Below are 19,175 nucleotides of genomic sequence, written 5' to 3'. Positions count from 1 at the left end.
CATATCTGACAGTAGCTACCATTCAGGTCATTGATGAACCTGATCTCGGGCGTTTGTCCGAGCGTCTGAACAGGAGTTCTACCATGAGTCACCATTCGAGTTCATCCCCCGTAATTTCTGGCAACCTATCCAATTCGATACCCGTAGGGGAAGGACCGCGTGGGATAGCCATCAACGACGATGGATCACGGGTTTTTGTTTGTAATTACATTTCAGGCAATGTGTCAGTGATCAACACCCGGAACAGAAAGGTAATTCGCACCATCGCCGTCGAGCGTTATCCCCAAAACATTGTTCTTGCCCATGGAGGGAAAAGAGCTTACGTGACCAACTACGGTTCAAGTTCGGTTTCAGTTATTGATACTGAAACCTATGCAGTGGGTAACGTCACGGTGGGAAGATATCCTCGGGGAATCGTCGTCAGCCGAGACGGGAAGCATGTTTACGTCACCGTTCGACAAGATAAAGAGTGGCTGGCAATTATTGATACCCGCACTTATGCGGTGAGCAGAGTGCGAGGACTACCCTCTCCCTCCATAAGTGTGGATATCAGCCAGGACGATTCACGTCTTTATATTTCCAGCACAAACTCTCCTGATGGCCCTTATCAGGACGCACTAACGATCATCAACAGCAAGACTTTCAAAGTTCTGGATATCATCAGAACCGAAAAATATCCGTCAGCGATTACCGTCAGCCCCGACGACAGAGAAGTGTATATCGTGTGCCTGGACGCTCGAAAACTGACCGTACTGGACCCTAAGTCATCGACCACCAGGCATTTCGATTTTGTGACGTGCGAAGGGAAAATAGTGTTCGGCGAAAAAAACGCATATGCCGTTGATCAAATCAAAAAAGAGGTCGTCGAAATTAATACCGCCACGTATGAAATTGTTCGCCGGGTGCCCATCCCTGGTGCTTCCGAACCGTATGACATGGTTCTTGATCAACATGATCATGCTTATGTCAGCGACTACCAAAGCGACGAAATACATAGTGTCGATCTAGCTTAACGTCAAAGCTAAATCAGCAGTCGGCTTTGGGGCGACATACCCAAGACATAAAAAAAGCGCGGCATCACTGCCGCGCTTTTTTTGATTCCAGGACTTACTGCGTCTTGGTTTCAGTTGTCGCCGGGGTCTTCGCAGCAGTACTGACCGCTGGTTTCTTTGTTGGCTCAGTCTTTTTCGCCGTCGCCTTGACTGGAGCTTTTTTGGCCTCGGTTTTGGCAGCAGGTTTTTTCACTGGCGCTTTGGCCGGTGCTTTCTTGGCAGGCTCTGCTTTCACCGGTGCAGCAGGTTTCGGCGCCTCAACCGGTGCTGGCGCTGGAGTCGGCGCAGGTACTGGAGCGGGTGCAGGAGCAACCGGTGCCACTGGCTCTGGCGCCTTGGCCGGGGCCTTGTCGTCACCGCCACCGAACAGATTGGTGAAGAAGTTGCCTTTCTTCGCCGCCACTGCACCTGCCGCTGCTGCAGTCGCCGCCGGAACAACCTTCGCCGGCTCAAACGATTTGCCCGCCGCCAGGTCTTCTACCTGACTGGCTGCACGCTGTCCGGTGCGCAATGCGCCTTCCAGAGTGCCTGGGTACAAGGTATCGGTGTGTTCGCCGGCAAAGGCTACACGTTGCAGCGGACGTTCCCACAGACGCCAGTATTTGCTCATCTGGCCCGGGCCGAAGGCCAGGTAAGCGCCACCCATCGAGGGGTCGGTGCTGTAGCGACGGATTTCATAACCGGTGAACGAACCGCGTGCCTGTGGATAAAAGGCGTGCAGACGAATCAGCACCTGATCGACCATCTGCTTGTCGCCGAAGGCCTGCATCACGCGCGCGTTGTCGCCGGACAGGTTGATCACCACGTTGGCGCCGCCTTTCAGGGCAGGCTCGACCCACAACATACCCAGGCCGGTGTTGCTGTAGATCTCGCCGGACATGCGCGCCTTGCTTTCCCATACTGGCGTCTTGAACTTCAGCATGATCTGGTCGCGCCAGCCGTAGTTGGTGCCTTTGATGGCGCCCTGGTGCTGGGCATCCAGCGCCGGGGTCATCTGAATCTTGTTCAGTGCACGCAACGGCACGGCCAGCACAACGTAGTCCGCCTGATAGCCAACACTGCCGACCTTGACGGTCACGCCGTCCTTGTCCTGAGTAATGGCCGAAACCGGGGAGCTGGTCTTGATGGTTTTCAGTTGTTTGACGAAGGCCTGGGCCAGAAGCGGGCTGCCACCAGGCAGACGCGCGGCGCGCAGGTCACGGTCGGCAATACCACGGTAGACGCGGCTCTGTTGTGCGAAGTACAGCAGCGACAGGCGTGAAGGTTCGTCATAGTGGGTACGAATCTGCTGATTCACCAACTGACGCGCAGTGGCTGGCAGATTCAAGCGATCGAGCCAGTTGGACACGTTGATCTGGTCCAGGGCAAACAGCGTACTGTTGGCGGCCGGGTTCTGCGGGTCCTCAATCGAACGCGCCAGATCATCCAGGGTCTTTTCGTAGCGTTTCAGCGCTTCGGCGGTGGCCGGCTGTTTAGTCGCCAGATCGGCGGCGGTGAAGTATTCACCGTCGATCAGATAGCCTGGGGTGCGTACGAATTCAGGAGCTGGCGTGGTGGTCAGCTTGAACGTCGAGACGTACTTGTTCAGCACAGGCTGGGTCTTGTCGTTGCCGATCCACTCACTGGTGGCCATGCCGGAACGACCGCCCAGGGTCGGCTTGGCTTCCAGCAGGGTGACCTGCCAGCCTTTGTTCTGCAGCTCATAAGCCGCAGTAAGGCCCGCAAGCCCGCCGCCGACCACGATCGCCGTTTTATCCTTGGCCAGCGCCGAAACGCTGAACAGCCCCAACATCACCAGCGCACAGGCGCGCAGCCAACCAGCAGACATTCAGCGAACTCCGGAAATACACGAGGGAAATAGCGGTTTTACGAGTCAGACGACCCAAAGAACCGCGAAGAATACGTCAGCCATCAAAACGCCGCCAGCAACGTCTATCGTCCTATACAAAGTAGCTCAATCGACACAATGGGTTGTCCCGATGACGCGCATTGCATAGGCTTGCGCGATTGTTTGCCCGCGCACCAAGCGAGCCGCCTCGAGGAGACTGAACATGGGCCTGAATAATCAGTGGATGGAACGCGATCTCGCGGTGTTGTGGCATCCCTGCACCCAGATGAAAGACCACGAACAGCTGCCGCTGATCCCGATCAAACGCGGTGAAGGCGTCTGGCTGGAAGACTTCGAAGGCAAACGCTACCTCGACGCAGTCAGCTCCTGGTGGGTCAACGTTTTCGGTCACGCCAACCCGCGGATCAACCAGCGCATCAAGGATCAGGTCGATCAGCTGGAACACGTGATCCTCGCCGGTTTCAGCCATCAGCCGGTGATCGAACTGTCGGAGCGCCTGGTGAAAATGACGCCCGAAGGCCTGACCCGGTGTTTCTACGCCGATAACGGTTCGTCGTGCATCGAAGTCGTGCTGAAAATGAGCTTTCACTACTGGCTCAACCGCGGCCAGCCGAACAAGAAGCGCTTCGTCACCCTCACCAACGGTTACCACGGCGAGACCATGGCGGCGATGGCGGTGGGCGACGTGCCGCTGTTCACCGAGACCTACAAAGCCCTGCTGATGGACACCATCAAGGTGCCGAGCCCCGATTGCTATCTGCGTCCCGAGGGCATGAGCTGGGAAGAACACTCGCGCAACATGTTCGCCGCCATGGAGCAGACGCTGGCCGACAACCACGATACCGTGGCCGCCGTGATTCTGGAGCCGCTGATTCAGGGCGCCGGCGGGATGCGCATGTATCACCCGGTGTACCTCAAGCTGCTGCGCGAAGCCTGTGATCGTTATGGCGTGCACTTGATCCTCGATGAAATCGCCGTCGGCTTCGGCCGCACCGGGACGATGTTCGCCTGCGAACAGGCCGGTATCCGCCCGGACTTCCTCTGTCTGTCCAAGGCCCTGACCGGCGGATATCTGCCGTTGGCGGCCTGCCTGACCACCGATGAGGTCTACAGCGCCTTCTACGACGACTACCCGACCCTGCGCGCCTTCCTGCATTCCCACAGCTACACCGGCAATCCGCTGGCGTGCGCGGCGGCATTGGCGACGCTGGATATCTTCGAAGAAGACAACGTTATCGAGAACAACAAGGCCCTGGCCCAGCGCATGGCCTCCTCCACCGCGCACCTGGCCGATCACCCGAACGTTGCCGAAGTGCGCCAGACCGGCATGGTGCTGGCCATCGAGATGGTCAAGGACAAGGCCAGCAAGACCGCTTACCCGTGGCAGGAACGTCGTGGCTTGAAGGTGTTCCAGCATGCACTGGAGCGTGGTGCTTTACTGCGGCCGTTGGGTAGCGTGGTGTATTTCCTGCCGCCGTACGTGATTACCCCGGAGCAGATCGATTTTCTGGCCGAAGTGGCCAGCGAAGGCATCGATATCGCTACCCGTGACAGCATCAGCGTGGCGGTGCCGAAGGACTTTCATCCGGGCTACCGTGATCCGGGCTAACAGCCACTGAGTAACCCTGTGGCGAGGGAGCTTGCTCCCGCTCGGCTGCGAAGCAGTCGTAATCCGGTTTGCGCGCTTTAACTGACAAAACGCGGTCGCCGGGTTTGGGGCTGCTTCGCAACCCAGCGGGAGCAAGCTCCCTCGCCACAAAAAGCTGATTGCGCACGCTGCTACATTCGACTTTTTACAGAGACCCAGCATGAGACTGTCCCGCTTCTTTATCGACGCCCCCTTGGGCATCGGCGAACACGAGCTTCCCGAGGCCCAGGCCCATTACATCAGCCGCGTGCTGCGCATGGCCGAGGGCGATGCGGTGCAATTGTTCGACGGCTCAGGCCATGAGTTTCGCGGCACGCTGGCGGAGGTCGGCAAGAAGCGCGTCGTGGTGAACATCGATGAAAGCTTCGCCGGGCAGGTCGAATCGTCGCTGGCGGTCCATCTCGGCCAGGGTTTGTCCCGTGGCGAGCGGATGGACTGGGCGATTCAGAAAGCCACCGAACTGGGCGTCAGCGAAATCACCCCGATCTTCACCGACCGCTGCGAAGTCCGCCTCAAGGACGAGCGCGCCGATAAACGCCTGATGCACTGGCGTCAGGTGGCGATCAGCGCCTGCGAGCAATGCGGACGCTCATCGGTGCCGGTGATTCATCCGCCGCTGCTGTTGGCCGACTGGCTGAAGCAGACGCAGGCCGAATTGAAGCTGGTGCTGCACCCGGTCGCCGCGCCGCTGGTGAGCCATGCGAAACCGGCGACGCTGGCGTTTTTGATTGGCCCGGAAGGCGGGTTGTCCGACGCTGAAGTCGAGCAGGCCAAGGCTGGCGGCTTTCATGCCGCCCGCCTCGGCCCTCGCGTGTTGCGCACTGAAACCGCGCCGGTGGTGGCACTGGCGGTAGCCCAACAGTTGTGGGGCGACTTCTAGGGCCTCTTCGCGAGCAAGCCCGCTCCCACATTTCATCTCTGAACGACACAGATCAAGTGTGGGAGCGAGCCTGCTCGCGAAGGCCGGCGACGCGGTCTACAAGACATAAAAAGCAGGAACTACTGCACCGGATCACTCACAGGTTTGGCGATAATCGCCTTCAACTCGCTGGTCATCGGAAACTCAAGGTTCAAACCTTTAGGCGGAATCGGTTGCTGGAACCAGCGGTTGTAGATGCCGTTGATTTCCCCCGAGCTGTACAAATCGGCGAGCGTCGAATTCACCAACTCGAGAAATTGCGGATCGCCCTTGCGCACCATGCAGCTGTAGATTTCCCGCGATTGCTCCTCGCCCACCACGACCCACTTATGCGGATCACGAGCCTTGGCCCGTTCGCCGTAAAGCAACGCATCGTCCATATAGAACGCCGCCGCCCGCCCTGACTGCAGCATCTGGAATGCTTCGCCGTGGTCCTTGGCGCTGATCACGAACATATCGATCTTGTGATCGACGTTGTAGCTCTTCAGAAACCGCTCATTGGTGGTGCCGGCGGTGGTCACGACGTTCTTGCCGCGCAGATCGGCGAAACTCTTGATGCCGCTGTCCTTCGCCGTGAGCAACTGCCCCTTCACATAGATAAACCCATAGGAAAACGCCACTTGCTGCATGCGCTCGGCGGTCACGCCGGTGGAGCCGCATTCAAGGTCGACCGTGCCGTTCTGCACCAGTGGAATGCGCGTTTGCGAGGTCACCAGGTTGTACTTCACCTGCAGATCCGGCAGCTCGAGTTTTTGCTTGATGCGCTCGACAATCTTGCTCGCCAGGTCCACCGAATAGCCCATCGGCTGCCCCGTGTGATCACCCACGTAAGAGAACGGCACCGACGCGTCGCGATAACCCAGCGTGATGCTCTTGGCATTGGCAACCTTGTTCAGCGTGCCGGTCAGCGGCGTTTCATTGGCCTGGACCTGACTGGCGAGCAGCAGGCCAAGGGTGCAGCCGATCAACGTGATTTTTTGCATTGTTATTCTCCGTTGTGGGTGGATCGATTAGCGGCGGGCGGCGATCACAGTAATTTCCACCAGAACCTCTGGACGGGCCAGTTGCGCCTGCAATGTGGTGCGGGTCGGTGCCTTGCCCGGCGACAGCCATTGTGACCAGACCTCGTTCATGGCGGCGAAATCGCGGCCAATGTCGCTCAAGTAAATGGTCGCGCTGAGCACGTGATCCTTGTCGCTGCCAGCCTCGGCCAGCAACCCGTCGATTTTCGCCAGCACCTCTGCGGTTTGACCGGTAGCGTCGCGGCTGTCACCCGGCACCTGCCCCGATAGAAACACCAGTTCGCCGAAGGTCACGGCGCCAGAGAGTCGACTGTTGCTGTTGAAACGCTTGATGCTCATCGGTTCTTCCTTTTCCAGTCAGGCGACGCGGGGTGCGAGGCCCTGCATTTCGATCGAGGGTGCGCGCCGGGCAATCAACTCACTCAGCAGCCGAGCGCTACCGCAGGCCAACGTAAAGCCCAAGGCGCCATGGCCGAGGTTGAGCCAGAGGTTTCGGTACGCCGTGGCGCCAATCAACGGCACGCCGCTGGGAGTCGCCGGGCGCATGCCGGCCCATTCGATGGCAGCGTCGTAATCGCCGGCATTGGGCAAGGTTTCCTGTGCCTGGCGCTTGATCAGCGCCAGACGCTTGGGATCGAGTGCCGGGTCGAAGCCGACAATGTCGACCATCGCCGCCACCCGCAGTTGTGCACCGATGCGGGCGTAAACGATCTTGCGGTTGTAATCGGTGATGCTCAGCTCTGGCGCGCGATGTTCGGCGCGGATCGGCAGGGTCAGGCTATAGCCCTTGAGCGGATACAGCGGCAGGTTCATGCCCGGCAACGCCAGTGCCGGGCTGCGATGACCGGCAGCAATCACCAGTTGCTCGACGGGCAATACCTGCGTGCCCATTTCGATGGCCTGCACCGCGTCGTCCCCGTGGCGGATGCCGGTGACCGTGCGGCCCAGCAAAAACTCGCAACGCCCCGAGGCCTTGAGCCGGGCCGCCAGTTGCAGACAGAAAGCATGGCAATCGGCGACTTCTTCATCGGGCGTGTAGATCGCGCCCACAAACGGCGCCTCGGCGAGTGCCGGCTCCAACTGTGCGCACTCGGCCCGGGACAACACCTGTTGCTGTCGCGGATCAGCCAGCCCTTGGCGCGCATGCTCGAAGCTTGCGGCCTCACGAAACGTCACCAGTTTGCCGTTGCGTCGCCAGTCGAAACCGTCGAGGCGGTCTTCGTCGCGCCAGCCTTGCAGCGTGGCCTGGCTCAGCAGCGCCAGGCGCAGCAGATGTGCGCCGTTGCGCTGATTCACCGAACGACGGCAAGCCGCCAGAAAGGACGCCATCCAGCGCCATTGCGCCGGGTCCAGACGCGGGCGCAGCTTCAAGGGCGAGTCACCGCGCAACATCCAGCCCAGCGCCTGCAACGGTACGCCGGCGTCGGCCAGTGGCGCGACATAGCGGTAGGACAACTGGCCGCCATTGGCGAAACTGGTCTCGCTGGCAAACGAATCCCGAGCCTCGATCAGCGTCACGTCGATGCCGTCGCGAACCAGTGCGTAAGCCGTTGTCAGCCCAATGACGCCGCCACCGATGATGCAAACCCGCTGAGCCATGTCTGTCCTTAAGCGTTGTTGGAACGTGCTTCAGGTTAGGATCAGGTGACAGCCGTTGAACAATGCATAAAGATGCCTGACCCATAAACAAAGGTTATGGACTTGCCATGCGACTGCGACACATCGAGATTTTTCAGGCCATTCGTCAGACCGGTTCGGTCAGCGGCGCCGCCCAGTTGCTGCACGTGTCGCAGCCGGCGGTGAGCAAAGTGCTGCAACACGCCGAACAGCAATTGGGCTTTCCGTTATTCCTGCGGGTGCGCGGTAAATTGCAGCCGACGCCCGAAGCCCTGGAGCTTGAGCGCGAAGTCGACAAGGTCACCGAAAGCCTGCAAGGCGTGCGACGTCTGGCCCAGAGCCTGCGCCGCGAGCCGGGCCACAGCGTACGGATTGGCGCGATCCCGGCGCTGGCCTTGTCGCCGCTGCCGCCGGCGATCAACGAATGGACGCAACGCTACCCGGAAATCGCCTGCGAACTGTCCAGCGCCCACAGCCGTGAGCTGATGCAGAACCTGTTGATGCGCGAAGTGGATGTCGCCCTGACGTTGCAACTGCCCGATCATCCGGGCCTGAAGGCGCAGGCCCTGGCCTGTGGGATGTTGGTGGCGCTGGCGCCGAAGGACTTTTGGACCGACGACACTCTCGGTAAACCACTGCCGTTGATCGAACTGGCCGGTGCGCCGCTGATCGGCTTGTCCAGCGCCGACCCGCTGGCCGCCAGACTCGACAGCTACCTTGAGGCGGTCGATCCACCGCCAAAGGTACGCATTGCGGTGCAGACCTATTCACTGGCGCGGGCGATGGTTGAATCCGGTGCCGGGCTAGCAGTGATCGACCCGTTCACCGCACTCGGCGCGTCCCCCACCACCACGGCGATTCGCCCGCTGGCGCCGGCGCTACCGATCACCCTGTACGCAGTGACCCGCGCCGACGAACCTCCGCCACACACCTTGAGCGACTTGTTGCAGGTGTTCAGCCGACGGGCTCAGGCGCAACTGGATCGCCTGTGCCCCTGAGTGAGAAAGCCTGCTCGCGATCCCCTGTAGGAGCGAGGCTTGCCCTAATGTCACGCGGTTAAGCTGCGGAACCTGTGGGAGCGTGGCTTGCCCGCGATAGCGATCTGTCTGACACATCAATGGTGAATGTGCTGCCGCCATCGCGGGCAAGCCACGCTCCCACAGGTTTTGCAAATAGCGATCTACAAGACATAAAACAGAATCGCCACGAAGTGCAGCAAACTCCCGGCAATCACGAACAGATGCCAGATCCCGTGCGCATGACGCAGACGATGATCGAGGGCAAAAAAGATAATCCCCACGGTGTACAGCACCCCGCCCGACGCCAGCCAGGTGAAGCCCACAGGCCCCAGCGCCGCCAGTAATGGCTTGACCGCCACCAGCACGATCCAGCCCATCACCGCGTAAATCACGATCGACAGAATCCGCGCTTCCGAGCGGGGTTTGATTTCTTGCAGGATGCCGATCAGCGCCAGCCCCCAGACAATCCCAAACAGCGTCCAGCCCCACGGCCCGCGCAGGGTCACCAGGCAGAACGGCGTATAACTGCCGGCAATCAGCAGGTAGATCGAAAAGTGATCGACCTTCTGCATGATCGCTTTCTTGCGCCCGCGCACGCTGTGGTAGACGGTCGAAGCGCTGTAGAGCACCAGCAAGGTAAACGCGTAAATCGCCACGCTGACGATCTTCCACGGACTGCCATCCATACTGGCGATCACCAGCAGCCACACGCCCCCGACAAACGCCGCCACCGCCCCGACCAAATGCGTCCAGGCGTTCAATCTTTCCCCGTGATACATGTGTTGCTCACCTCAAAATTCGTTGCTGCATCGCGCAAGGCTCAAGCCTTGAGACTAAAAGCGCAATGTTTCAGAACACAGTGCCACCTGTAGGAGCTGTCGAGTGAAACGAGGCTGCGATCTTTTGATCTTGATTCTAGGCGCCCTCTGAAAGTGCGGAAGATCAAAAGATCGCAGCCTTCGGCAGCGCCTGCAAAAGCCATCGAGCCAAACGTCAGCCAATTGGGCACAATCGAGCGATTCGAATAAGAGTCACGCCCATGCTGATCGATGAAGAGTTGACCCTGAAAAAACTCGAGGTGTTCCTGGCCTTCATGCGCACCGGCAACCTGGCCCGCGCTGCCGCCGAGTTGCAAACCAGCAACGTCAGCGTGCACCGCGCCATCCACTCTCTGGAAAGCGCCCTGCGTTGCCCGCTATTCAAACACGAAGGCCGCAACCTGACCCCACTCGAAAGCGCTTATGTGCTGGAAGAACGGGCGCAGAAGCTGATTCATGACGTGCTCGAAAGCGTGCGCCTGACCCGCGAAGCGGCCGGCTTCTCTGCTGAGCGTTTCAAGCTTGGGTCACTGTATTCGCTGACGGTGAAAACCGTCCCGCAGCTGATCATGGGCCTGAAAATTCGCCGCAGCGAACTCAATATCGACCTGATCCTGGGCTCGAACATCGACCTGTTGTACAAGCTCAAGAACATGGAAGTCGACGCGATCCTGGTGTCGCTGGATGACAGCGTGAATGACCCGGACTGCGAGCAGATTCCGCTGTTTTCCGATGACATCTTCCTCGCTACGCCGGCTGATTCGCCCTTTGCCCAGCGGGCCGAAGTCGATCTGGCCGAGGTGCGTGACGAGACATTCATCACCTTGACCCAAGGCTTCGCCACACACCAGGACGGTATTCGGGTGTTCAAGCAGGCGGGGTTCGAGCCGAAAGTGGCGATGCAGGTCAACGACATCTTCACCCTGCTGAGCATGGTCAGCTCCGGGGTGGGTTATGCGTTGCTGCCGGGAAGGATTGCGGCGGTGTATGAGAACCGGGTGAAGCTGATTCCGTTGCAGGAAAAGTATCGGTTGCAGCAGCACATCGGCGTGGTATTTCTGAAGGCCAAGGAGCGTGACCCGAATTTGCTGGCGTTGCTGGCGGAGTGTCGGATGTATGCCAATCGTCAGGCTTGAGACCTTGTGGCGAGGGAGCTTGCTCCCGCTCGGGTGCGGAGCGCCCGCAAAATCAGGCCACCGGATTTACCTGATACGCCTCGGTGGTAGAAGTTGGGGCTGCTGCGCAGCCCAGCGGGAGCAAGCTCCCTCGCCACAAGAAGCAGTCATTCGTTAACCGACAATCCCGCGAACAATGAAGTACAGCAACGAAGGCCCAAGCAAGCACCCAAGCCCGGTGTGGAACGTCGCGGTCAACGCGCCATATGGCACCAGCCGCCGATCCGTCGCCGCCAGCCCTGCCGTCACCCCACTCACCGTCCCGGCCAAGCCGCCAAACACCATCGCCGAGCGCGGGTTGTCCAGCCCCATCCAGCGCGCCGCCATCGGTGTGCCGACCATCACCAGAATCGCCTTGATCAGCCCGGTAGCAATCGACAACGCCATCACATCGGACGTGGCACCAATCGCGGCCCCGGTCACTGGCCCGACGATGTACGTCACAGCGCCTGCACCAATGGTGGTCATGCTGATCGCATCGCGATAACCGAACACCCAGGCAATACTCGCCCCGACAATGAACGGCAGGATCGTGCCCAATAGCAGCGCGATGACGCCAATCATCCCGGCCTTTTTCGCTTCGGTGGCCTGCACCTCAAACGCCGTGGCAACGATGGCGAAGTCACGCAACATCGCGCCACCCATCAAACCAATGCCGGAAAACAGTGACAAATCCGCCAGGCCTTTTTGCCCGCCGGTCATGGTGCCGCCGACCCAGGCCAACACCAGGCCGATGACGATGGCAATCGCCGAGCCGTGAATTCGTCCGAAGGTCAGGCGTTTGGACAACACCACCGACACCCACATGATCACGCCAACGAACGCGAACGCTGTCACCAACCCGTTATGTTCCAGACCTTTCTCGATGAGATCCCACATATCAGCGACCTCCTGCCGGTGCGCCAACTGGCGTTATGTCCGCCGGTTCATCGGGCAAGGGTTCACCTTTGTGGGTCCGGCTGATCAGCGCAATGGTGCAGCCGCAGAGCACCACCGAACCGATCGCCGCCAACACCGCCACCGGGCCGCCGTGCAGGGCGGTAACGACGTTCTGTTGCGCGGCCATCGCCACCACCACCGGAATGTACATGGCGCCCCAGAAGCCGACGCCCATCTCGCAATCCTTGGTCATGCCGCCGCGTTTCTGCATCCACAACCGTGCGCAAATCAGCAGGATCATCGCGATCCCGACCCCGCCGACGTTGGATTTCACGCCCAGCAATGCGCCAAGCATGTCACCCATGATCACCCCTGCCAGCGTACAGATCGCCAACAGCGCCACACCGTAAATAATCATTGTTGTAGTCCTCAAAGTGCATCGTCGGAATTGTTGTTTTTGTAGTTCGCAGCCTGAGTCGGTGATCCAGGGGGCGTTCTCAGTTAGTTTCCCCGTCGCGTTGTCGCCTTAAAGCGGGCCAGGCAAGGCGCAGGCCGCTGGGAATGGTTGTTCCCTTTCCAAGGCCTGCAACGCAGCCTGGCCCGTTTTAAGGCACAACCCGAAGGGCCGGGCCTGCTGCTGTGCAGGGCTGCGTTGCTCGAAGCTTATTTGGAATGACCAAACCACGCTTCTCGCGCCTTGCCCTGCACAACAGCAGACCCGGCGCGACGGGGAAACTAATTGAGAACGCCCCCTAGGGTTGGCGGCTTCCCTCCTCACGCAACAGCGCCTGCAAGGTATCGAGCCGCGCACCGTCGAAGGCAATCACGGTGCCCTGCTCGAACACCCGGCGCGCCAGCCCGGTCAACACCGCACCGGGCGGCAGTTCGATCTGTAGACGTACGCCACGCTCGTAAGCGCTTTGTACCGTGCCGCGCCAATCCACCACGCGGCACATGTTGAAGGCCAGGTCGTCGCGTAACGCCTCGGGATTGATAACAGGCCGTGCGCGACTGCCGCTGAGGTACCCCAGGGTCGGCGTTTTCAATTGCACCTTGGCGAACGCTTCAGCCAGGGTTTTTGCCGGTGCTTCCAGCAGCGGGCAGTGGGACGGCACGCCGACCGCCAGACGTTTGGCCAGACCGGCGCCACAACCTTTCGCCAACTCGGCAACCGCTTTCATCGCACCATCGCTGCCGGCGATGACAACTTGGTTGTCAGCGTTGATGTTGGCCAGGTAAACCGGCATGTCGAGGCTGTGAACCTGCGCCAGCAACCTTTCCACCGTCGCCAGATCCAGACCGATGATCGCGGTCATGCCATAGCCCTGAGGATAAGCCTGCTGCATCAGCTCACCGCGCAGGCTGACCAGATGCAGTGCATCGCTGAAGTTCAAGGCGCCGGCGACCACCGCTGCGGGATAAGAACCGATGGACAATCCGGCCACGTAATCCGCGCTCAATAACAACTGGCGTGAAGCGGCGACTCCGGCGATCAGCAGGCACAGCTGAACAGCTCTGGTCGACTGCAACGCCTCGGCAGAATCGAGCAACAAAACATCTTCACCCAGCACCTCACTCGCCTCGATCAGCATTTCCCGAGGCAAACGATGGAGCATGCCCGGTTGCTGCGCGCCCTGGCCGGGGAACACCAGCAAACTGCTCACGCTGCTTGCTCCTGCGGGTTCCAGGGATCGGTGACCAGACAGGCGACCTGAGCGTTTTTGAGCAGCACCCGTTGCGACGGACCGGCCCATTCGCGCAGGGCCACCGCGCCGTAAGGTGTCTGCAATTGCATGTCGACCAGACATTCAGCGGTGCCGAGAAGCGTCACCCATTCTTGCGCTTGAAGTCGGCTCAACGGTTGCGGTGTACGCAGAATCAAATCCAGATCGCTGCGCTCATGGATCGCCGCAAAACCGCTGGCCAATTCAAATCCGGCGCTGCCGCTGACACCCCACACCCAACCGCAGGCGTCGAGTATTGGTCGCAATTGCGCCAGCGCTCGCAGGGCCGGCAGGTCCCGAACCGTCTCGACATGACACAGCTCTTCCGGCCTTACCCGACGTGAAATCGCTGCGATCGCCATCGACGTTGCATAGCGCTGCTCACGCAATTGCCCACGCACGCCGACCGCGATTTGATCCGGCGCAGTCATCGCACGCCGAACCACCACCGGTTGACCCGCACTGATCGACTCGATCACCCACGCAGGCGCATCCGCAGGCAACTGCTCCGGGGTCATCCCCCACAGCAGGTCGTGGGCCAGAAACGTGTTCACCACTGCGCTCTCAGCAGTTGGCGAACCTTGCTCGACGCGGCGCGATTGCTCGCACCCAAACGGCCGCTCAAATCGCGACGACCTGCCTCGACATCTGCAATCGCCTGAACCAGACACTCGTTCACCCGCGCCAGATCCGCCGTCGTCGGTTGTTCGATCTGATCCACCGACAAGGTTTCCCAGAGCAAACCCAGGCTGGCAAAGCTGTCGATGTCATAGGCCATCGGCGGCACGCTGGCGGCCAAGGCTTCAAGTTCTTCGACGCTGCGCAATGTGACCCGCGCCGCCGACGCCTTGCCCATCGCATGCACCATCACGCCCGGGTCGCGCAACGCGATCAGCCGGTTGGCCTGATAACCATGAGCGAGAAACGCCCCGGACATCGCCTTGCCCACCAGCAAACCGATCACCGCGTGCCCGGCCAGTCGGGCGCGGGCATAGCTGTCCGCAGCACCGGCCAAGGCTTGATGAATGCCGAGGGCTTCTTCGCGCCGGCCGTAAGCCTGGCTCGGCACATCGACAATGGCGATCAAGGCGCGTTTTTGAGGTTTGTCGTTATCCGCAGCAATAACGTCATCCACCGCTTTGGCCAGGCCCCAGCCTTCCAGCAAACCCACCTCGCCATTGCGGGCACGGACGAAGCGGTTGTCGGGATCGGCCACCACCGCGATAAAACGCGCAGGCTGCTCACCCAATAAACCATCGGCGACTTTCAACGATGCCGGTAAACCCTCGACCGGTTTCGCGCCGGCACTCAGGGCGTTGAACCAGTTCAAGCCTCTCAGGGAATACGAACTCATGAGCGCTCTCCTTGATACAGATCGCGAACCGTCGCCGGCTCGATTTGTGGTTCAGCATCGAGGCTGGCCAGCCGTTGCAGAAACCATTCGGCCTGGCGGCTACGTTGCTGCGCCGGCAAACCCTGCTGGAGCAACTCGCTAACCTGCTGCTGAATCTGCGCCACGTCATCGCCGACATAGCGATCCACCAACCCACTGGCGAACCGTTGCTCGCCGCCGGTCAGGCTCCAGATAAACGGCCGGTCACGGGAGTCGTATTCCTCAAGCCCGGCTTCCTGCTCGATCACTTGGGGGCCGTTGAGGCCAAGGCGCGCTTCCTGAGTCACCAGCAAATAGCTGCACAACCCGGCGGCAATCGACATGCCGCCAAAGCAACCGACGCTGCCGGCGACTACGCCGACTACTGGCTGGTACTGGCGCAAATCGACAATCGCCGCATGAATATCGGCAATCGCCGCCAGCCCCAGATTCGCTTCTTGCAAACGCACACCACCGGTTTCAAGCAGCAACACGGCGCGAGTGGGAATGCCTTTACGGTTATCCTCGGCGGCCAGCTCCAGCGCACCGGCAATCTTCGCCCCGCCGACTTCACCCAGGCTGCCGCCCTGAAACGCACCTTCGATGGCCGCGATCACCACCGGCAAACCACCGAGGCTGCCCTTGGCGATCACCACGCCGTCATCGGCTTGCGGCACCACGCCCTGGCGTGACAGCCATGGCGACATGACGCGCTGAAACGGGTCGAGCAGTTCACGGAAAGTACCCGCGTCGAGCAAGGCTTTCGCTCGTTGCCGGGCGCCGAGTTCGACGAAGCTATGCCTTTCAAGGAACGGGTTGAGAAGCGCTGCGCTGTCAGTCATGGCCGATCTCCTCGAAGCCTTGTTCCAGGCGCAAGCGCACCACGCCGGGAGTGGCGCCGAAATCGTGGATATCGATCGCCATCGCGGGCGGTGTCTGGCCGTCGAACATCCGCGCGAACAGATGCTGCCAGCGTTGTTCACTGCCGTTGACCGAGGTTTGCACCTGGATCGTCAGCTTGCCCGCCAGCCCCGGTTCGATCAGCACTTCCAGATCGCCCGAGCCCACGCAGCCCACCAGCGCCCTTCCCCGAGGCGGCTGCCCGGCGGGGAATTCAAAGGATAAGGTTTCCATCAAAACGCTCCCTGGAAGATGCCGTCGTCCGAGTCGATGCGGTCGATAAACAGGCAGGCTGCGAGCAAGTCCGCAGCGCCGCCGGGCGAGGCATTCAACGCGATTAATTGTTGGTCCAGCTCATGTAAACGGCGACGACCGGCCAGGCTCGCACTGCCGCCGGCGTCGAGCACCGCTTGGGCGCCGAGTTGCATGGTCTGCAGGCCTTGTTTGCCTGCGCGGTAGAGCACGCAGGTGTCGGCCAGTGTCGTCATGATCGCCAGCAAGGCGTCGAGCCGAGCGTTCTGCTCACCATGGCCGGCGGCGCGGCTGCGTTTGAGTTGCGGCAGTGCGCGTTGAATCACTGCAGGGAAACCAAGCTGTGCTTCTTCGCGTGCACCGCGAGCGCCGTAACGCTGGGCGACTTGGGCGCCATGGCTCAAAGGACGCGGCGCGTAACGGTCGTCGAGCAAGGCCAGACGTGCAGCGCGCAAGGTCACGGCGCTTGCTTTGGTATTCGCGCACTCCAGCGCCGCCGCAGCGACCAACAGCCCCAACGCCCAGATCGCCCCACGATGAGTATTCACACCGTTGGTGGTGGCGAGCATCGTTTGCTCACCGTCACGACCAATCCGCCCAAGGGCTTCGCGCAGGGGTAAACCGACTTCGCCGAATTCGATGGCCGCTTCTGCCATTGCCTTGAACGCCGGCCACAACGACAGCGCCGAGGCGTGCATCAGGCTCAGGTGTAAATCGGTGTGCGCGCCATTGCCGCGACGGTCGACCAGCGCCGGTTTCGGCGATAGATCCGCTTCGTCGATCAGTGCGTCCACCGCGAAATCCGCCAGCCGCTCAGTCAGGGTTAAAGGTTTCGGTTGCAGATTGAATGCGTGCATTACCAGCTCCTGAACTTGGCGGGTGGGTTGTAGAGACCACCGGACCACTCCACCAGATCGGCCACGCTTTTCGCTGCGAGCAATTCGCGGGTGGCGTCGGTGCGGCGAATGCCGAGGTCTTCGGGCAAGGCGATCAGGCCTTCGCGGCGCATGCGGGCGGTGTCTTTCGGGTTGTGGCGCAGGCCGATGGCAGTCACCCCGGCCACGGCCGCGATCATCGCCTGACGCTCTTCGAGGGAACGGGCCTTGTACAAATAGGCGATGCCTTCCTCGGTGAGCAGATGGGTGACGTCGTCGCCGTAGATCATGATCGGCGCCAGCGGCATGCCGCTTTTCTTCGCCACTTCCACTGCGTCAAGGGTTTCGACGAAGGTCGGTTTACCGCCCTCCTGAAAGGTCTCGACCATTTGCACCACGAGTTTTTTTCCGCGCTCCAGCAGCGCTTCGGGCGCATCGTCGTGACGCATGTCGAGCCAGGCCGGCGTGCCGTGACGGCGACCGCGCGGGTCGTGGCCCATGTTCGGCGCACCACCGAAACCGGCCAGCCGTCCACGGGTCACGGTGGAGGAATGACCGTCACCGTCGACTTGCAGGGTCGCGCCGATGAACAGGTCCACCGCGTATTGCCCGGCCAGTTGGCAGAACATCCGATTGGAGCGCAGTGAGCCGTCGCGGCCGGTGAAGAACACATCCGGTCGGGCAGCGATGTAGTTTTCCATGCCCAGTTCGGTGCCGAAGCAATGCACGCTTTCGACCCAGCCGCTTTCGATGGCCGGGATCAGGGTTGGGTGAGGATTGAGCGTCCAGTTGCGGCAGATCTTGCCCTTCAAACCGAGGGATTCGCCGTAGGTCGGCAGGATCAGTTCGATGGCTGCGGTGTTGAAACCGATGCCGTGGTTCAGGGACTGGACGTTGTGTTTTTCGTAGATCCCGCGGATCGCCATCATCGCCATCAACACGTGCACAGGCTTGATGTGTCGTGGGTCGCGGGTGAACAGCGGCTCGATGTAGAACGGCTTGTCGGCCACCACCACGAAGTCGACCCAGGACGCGGGAATGTCGACACGGGGCAGTTCGCTGACATCGTCCACCAATTGGTTGACCTGGACGATGACGATGCCGTCGCTGAAGGCAGCAGGTTCGATCAACGCGGGGGTGTCTTCGGTGCTCGGCCCGGTGTAGATGTTGCCGGCGCGGTCAGCCATGAAACCGGCCGAGAGCACGACGTTCGGGATCAAGTCCACCACCAACCGCGCATAGAGCTCGATGTAGGTGTGGATCGCGCCGATTTCCAGCAGGCCATCTTCCAGCAACTGACTGATGCGCAGGCTCTGGGTGCCGGCAAAAGAGAAGTCGAGCTTGCGGGCGATGCCGCGCTCGAACAGGTCCAGGTGCTCGGAACGCCCGACGCTGGGCATGATCATGTGCAGATCATGCAGCTTGCCCGGATCGGTCTTGGCCAGGGAGCGGGAAAGGAAGTCCGCCTGCTTCTGGTTATTGCCCTCCAGTACCACACGGTCGCCAGGCAGAATCAACGCCTCCAGCGCCGCAACGATCTTGTCGGTGGGCAGCACCACACCGTCGGCTAGATCCTTGACCAACTCAAGGCGCCGCTGCTTTTCGCTGCGCCGCCGCGTCCATCGCGAGTCGGGGGTTATTGTTGTTGTCATGACCACTCCACGGGTTCGCTGTCGTGGGAGTCACCTTAGGAGCGTTGGGTGGGGGGCATCAATCAAGCAGAGTGTTGAATCGTTACGGTCAGGGTAATGATCGACAGAAGACCTCTGTTGCCAGTACTGGCCTCATCGCGGGCAAGCCCGCTCCCACAGTGTCCGTGCCTTGCTCAAATCCTGAGTCATCCACAATACCTGTGGGAGCGGACTTGCCCGCGAAGGGGCCAGAACAATCCCCGCAGTTTTCGATGACGAAGATTTCGTCGCTCATGGCAGAGAGCAAACAACCGATAAGTCCAAAAATAGGACCGATCGGTCCCTTTTTGGGAATCTTCAACCTGGCGCAGAACCCTGTGGCGAGGGGGCTTGCCCCCGTTCGGCTGCGAAGCAGTCGTAAAA

General features: G+C 60.6%; 19 protein-coding genes. 5 read left to right on the top strand and 14 right to left on the bottom strand.

Translation table 11 applies throughout. From position 1 onward, the window contains the following. Positions 1-83 precede the first annotated feature (83 nt). Positions 84-1,013 carry a YncE family protein gene (locus ACZ3HH_RS09515; RefSeq protein ID WP_465804188.1) on the top strand — a complete coding sequence of 310 codons (930 nt, stop codon included), beginning with the start codon at positions 84-86 and terminating at the stop codon, positions 1,011-1,013. Positions 1,014-1,107: 94 nt separating this feature from the next. Here ACZ3HH_RS09515 and ACZ3HH_RS09510 read toward each other — a convergent pair whose 3' ends face one another. Next, positions 1,108-2,880, bottom strand: a complete 1,773-nt coding sequence (locus ACZ3HH_RS09510) for a flavin monoamine oxidase family protein (protein WP_465804187.1) — start codon at positions 2,878-2,880, stop codon at positions 1,108-1,110. 223 nt (positions 2,881-3,103) lie between these two features. Here ACZ3HH_RS09510 and ACZ3HH_RS09505 point away from each other — a divergent pair, with 223 nt between their 5' ends. Together ACZ3HH_RS09505 and ACZ3HH_RS09500 are read left to right on the top strand one after the other, a co-directional pair. Continuing rightward, positions 3,104-4,510 (top strand): adenosylmethionine--8-amino-7-oxononanoate transaminase, encoded by a 1,407-nt coding sequence (locus ACZ3HH_RS09505; protein WP_465804186.1) that lies wholly within the window; start codon positions 3,104-3,106, stop codon positions 4,508-4,510. 199 nt (positions 4,511-4,709) lie between these two features. Next, positions 4,710-5,429, top strand: coding sequence for a 16S rRNA (uracil(1498)-N(3))-methyltransferase (locus ACZ3HH_RS09500; protein ID WP_465804185.1), 720 nt, complete (start codon positions 4,710-4,712; stop codon positions 5,427-5,429). Positions 5,430-5,548: 119 nt separating this feature from the next. Here the strand turns inward: ACZ3HH_RS09500 and ACZ3HH_RS09495 are convergent, their stop codons facing one another. From ACZ3HH_RS09495 to ACZ3HH_RS09485, 3 genes are read right to left on the bottom strand one after another with little or no spacing between them, the layout of a single operon-like run. Continuing rightward, complete coding sequence (locus ACZ3HH_RS09495; protein WP_465804184.1) at positions 5,549-6,451, bottom strand: transporter substrate-binding domain-containing protein; 903 nt, start codon at positions 6,449-6,451, stop codon at positions 5,549-5,551. A gap of 27 nt (positions 6,452-6,478) precedes the next feature. Then, a complete protein-coding gene (locus tag ACZ3HH_RS09490) occupies positions 6,479-6,829 on the bottom strand; it encodes a RidA family protein (protein WP_465804183.1) in 351 nt (116 codons plus the stop codon). 18 nt (positions 6,830-6,847) lie between these two features. After that, a complete protein-coding gene (locus ACZ3HH_RS09485) occupies positions 6,848-8,089 on the bottom strand; it encodes a D-amino acid dehydrogenase (RefSeq protein WP_465804182.1) in 1,242 nt (413 codons plus the stop codon). Between the two features lie 107 nt (positions 8,090-8,196). Between ACZ3HH_RS09485 and ACZ3HH_RS09480 the strand changes: the two genes are divergently transcribed. After that, positions 8,197-9,105: a LysR family transcriptional regulator gene (locus ACZ3HH_RS09480; protein WP_465804181.1), complete on the top strand. Its 909-nt coding sequence runs from the start codon at positions 8,197-8,199 to the stop codon at positions 9,103-9,105. A 182-nt stretch (positions 9,106-9,287) separates the two neighbouring features. Here ACZ3HH_RS09480 and trhA read toward each other — a convergent pair whose 3' ends face one another. Next, entirely contained in the window at positions 9,288-9,905 is a 618-nt protein-coding gene (trhA, locus tag ACZ3HH_RS09475; RefSeq protein ID WP_465804180.1) for a PAQR family membrane homeostasis protein TrhA, read from the bottom strand. Positions 9,906-10,165: 260 nt separating this feature from the next. Here trhA and ACZ3HH_RS09470 point away from each other — a divergent pair, with 260 nt between their 5' ends. After that, positions 10,166-11,080, top strand: coding sequence for a LysR family transcriptional regulator (locus ACZ3HH_RS09470; protein WP_465804179.1), 915 nt, complete (start codon positions 10,166-10,168; stop codon positions 11,078-11,080). A 153-nt stretch (positions 11,081-11,233) separates the two neighbouring features. Here ACZ3HH_RS09470 and madM read toward each other — a convergent pair whose 3' ends face one another. The 9 genes from madM to mdcA all read right to left on the bottom strand — a co-directional run bounded on the left by madM (position 11,234) and on the right by mdcA (position 18,773). After that, complete coding sequence (madM, locus tag ACZ3HH_RS09465; RefSeq protein ID WP_465804178.1) at positions 11,234-11,998, bottom strand: malonate transporter subunit MadM; 765 nt, start codon at positions 11,996-11,998, stop codon at positions 11,234-11,236. A 1-nt stretch (position 11,999) separates the two neighbouring features. After that, positions 12,000-12,416, bottom strand: coding sequence for a malonate transporter subunit MadL (madL, locus tag ACZ3HH_RS09460; protein WP_123357305.1), 417 nt, complete (start codon positions 12,414-12,416; stop codon positions 12,000-12,002). 334 nt (positions 12,417-12,750) lie between these two features. Then, the gene (gene mdcH, locus ACZ3HH_RS09455) at positions 12,751-13,662 is read right to left on the bottom strand and encodes a malonate decarboxylase subunit epsilon (protein WP_465804177.1); all 912 of its coding nucleotides are present in this window, start codon (positions 13,660-13,662) and stop codon (positions 12,751-12,753) included. Then, positions 13,659-14,279, bottom strand: coding sequence for a malonate decarboxylase holo-ACP synthase (locus tag ACZ3HH_RS09450; protein ID WP_465804176.1), 621 nt, complete (start codon positions 14,277-14,279; stop codon positions 13,659-13,661). Before ACZ3HH_RS09450 ends, mdcH begins: the two co-directional genes overlap by 4 nt. Beyond that, positions 14,273-15,076, bottom strand: coding sequence for a biotin-independent malonate decarboxylase subunit gamma (gene mdcE / locus ACZ3HH_RS09445; protein ID WP_465804175.1), 804 nt, complete (start codon positions 15,074-15,076; stop codon positions 14,273-14,275). Before mdcE ends, ACZ3HH_RS09450 begins: the two co-directional genes overlap by 7 nt. After that, on the bottom strand, positions 15,073-15,936 hold the full coding sequence (locus ACZ3HH_RS09440) for a biotin-independent malonate decarboxylase subunit beta (protein WP_465804174.1): 864 nt from the start codon (positions 15,934-15,936) through the stop codon (positions 15,073-15,075). Before ACZ3HH_RS09440 ends, mdcE begins: the two co-directional genes overlap by 4 nt. Beyond that, positions 15,929-16,228 carry a malonate decarboxylase subunit delta gene (locus ACZ3HH_RS09435; protein ID WP_007941972.1) on the bottom strand — a complete coding sequence of 100 codons (300 nt, stop codon included), beginning with the start codon at positions 16,226-16,228 and terminating at the stop codon, positions 15,929-15,931. Before ACZ3HH_RS09435 ends, ACZ3HH_RS09440 begins: the two co-directional genes overlap by 8 nt. Beyond that, on the bottom strand, positions 16,228-17,103 hold the full coding sequence (locus tag ACZ3HH_RS09430; RefSeq protein ID WP_465804173.1) for a triphosphoribosyl-dephospho-CoA synthase: 876 nt from the start codon (positions 17,101-17,103) through the stop codon (positions 16,228-16,230). Before ACZ3HH_RS09430 ends, ACZ3HH_RS09435 begins: the two co-directional genes overlap by 1 nt. Then, a complete protein-coding gene (gene mdcA / locus ACZ3HH_RS09425) occupies positions 17,103-18,773 on the bottom strand; it encodes a malonate decarboxylase subunit alpha (protein ID WP_465804172.1) in 1,671 nt (556 codons plus the stop codon). The genes ACZ3HH_RS09430 and mdcA overlap by 1 nt, the downstream gene beginning before the upstream one ends. Positions 18,774-19,175 lie beyond the last annotated feature (402 nt).

It is taken from the genome of Pseudomonas sp. PME37.24/025 (assembly GCF_055556615.1).
This window is presented reverse-complemented; position numbering and strand designations above follow the sequence as displayed.

What these genes read in the sequence shown, in the direction of transcription:
- ACZ3HH_RS09515 (WP_465804188.1), top strand. Translation starts at nt 84, where the DNA reads ATGAGTCACCATTCGAGTTCATCCCCCGTAATTTCTGGCAACCTATCC.
- ACZ3HH_RS09510 (WP_465804187.1), bottom strand. Translation starts at nt 2,880, where the DNA reads ATGTCTGCTGGTTGGCTGCGCGCCTGTGCGCTGGTGATGTTGGGGCTG.
- ACZ3HH_RS09505 (WP_465804186.1), top strand. Translation starts at nt 3,104, where the DNA reads ATGGGCCTGAATAATCAGTGGATGGAACGCGATCTCGCGGTGTTGTGG.
- ACZ3HH_RS09500 (WP_465804185.1), top strand. Translation starts at nt 4,710, where the DNA reads ATGAGACTGTCCCGCTTCTTTATCGACGCCCCCTTGGGCATCGGCGAA.
- ACZ3HH_RS09495 (WP_465804184.1), bottom strand. Translation starts at nt 6,451, where the DNA reads ATGCAAAAAATCACGTTGATCGGCTGCACCCTTGGCCTGCTGCTCGCC.
- ACZ3HH_RS09490 (WP_465804183.1), bottom strand. Translation starts at nt 6,829, where the DNA reads ATGAGCATCAAGCGTTTCAACAGCAACAGTCGACTCTCTGGCGCCGTG.
- ACZ3HH_RS09485 (WP_465804182.1), bottom strand. Translation starts at nt 8,089, where the DNA reads ATGGCTCAGCGGGTTTGCATCATCGGTGGCGGCGTCATTGGGCTGACA.
- ACZ3HH_RS09480 (WP_465804181.1), top strand. Translation starts at nt 8,197, where the DNA reads ATGCGACTGCGACACATCGAGATTTTTCAGGCCATTCGTCAGACCGGT.
- trhA (WP_465804180.1), bottom strand. Translation starts at nt 9,905, where the DNA reads ATGTATCACGGGGAAAGATTGAACGCCTGGACGCATTTGGTCGGGGCG.
- ACZ3HH_RS09470 (WP_465804179.1), top strand. Translation starts at nt 10,166, where the DNA reads ATGCTGATCGATGAAGAGTTGACCCTGAAAAAACTCGAGGTGTTCCTG.
- madM (WP_465804178.1), bottom strand. Translation starts at nt 11,998, where the DNA reads ATGTGGGATCTCATCGAGAAAGGTCTGGAACATAACGGGTTGGTGACA.
- madL (WP_123357305.1), bottom strand. Translation starts at nt 12,416, where the DNA reads ATGATTATTTACGGTGTGGCGCTGTTGGCGATCTGTACGCTGGCAGGG.
- mdcE (WP_465804175.1), bottom strand. Translation starts at nt 15,076, where the DNA reads ATGAGTTCGTATTCCCTGAGAGGCTTGAACTGGTTCAACGCCCTGAGT.
- ACZ3HH_RS09440 (WP_465804174.1), bottom strand. Translation starts at nt 15,936, where the DNA reads ATGACTGACAGCGCAGCGCTTCTCAACCCGTTCCTTGAAAGGCATAGC.
- ACZ3HH_RS09435 (WP_007941972.1), bottom strand. Translation starts at nt 16,228, where the DNA reads ATGGAAACCTTATCCTTTGAATTCCCCGCCGGGCAGCCGCCTCGGGGA.
- ACZ3HH_RS09430 (WP_465804173.1), bottom strand. Translation starts at nt 17,103, where the DNA reads ATGCACGCATTCAATCTGCAACCGAAACCTTTAACCCTGACTGAGCGG.
- mdcA (WP_465804172.1), bottom strand. Translation starts at nt 18,773, where the DNA reads ATGACAACAACAATAACCCCCGACTCGCGATGGACGCGGCGGCGCAGC.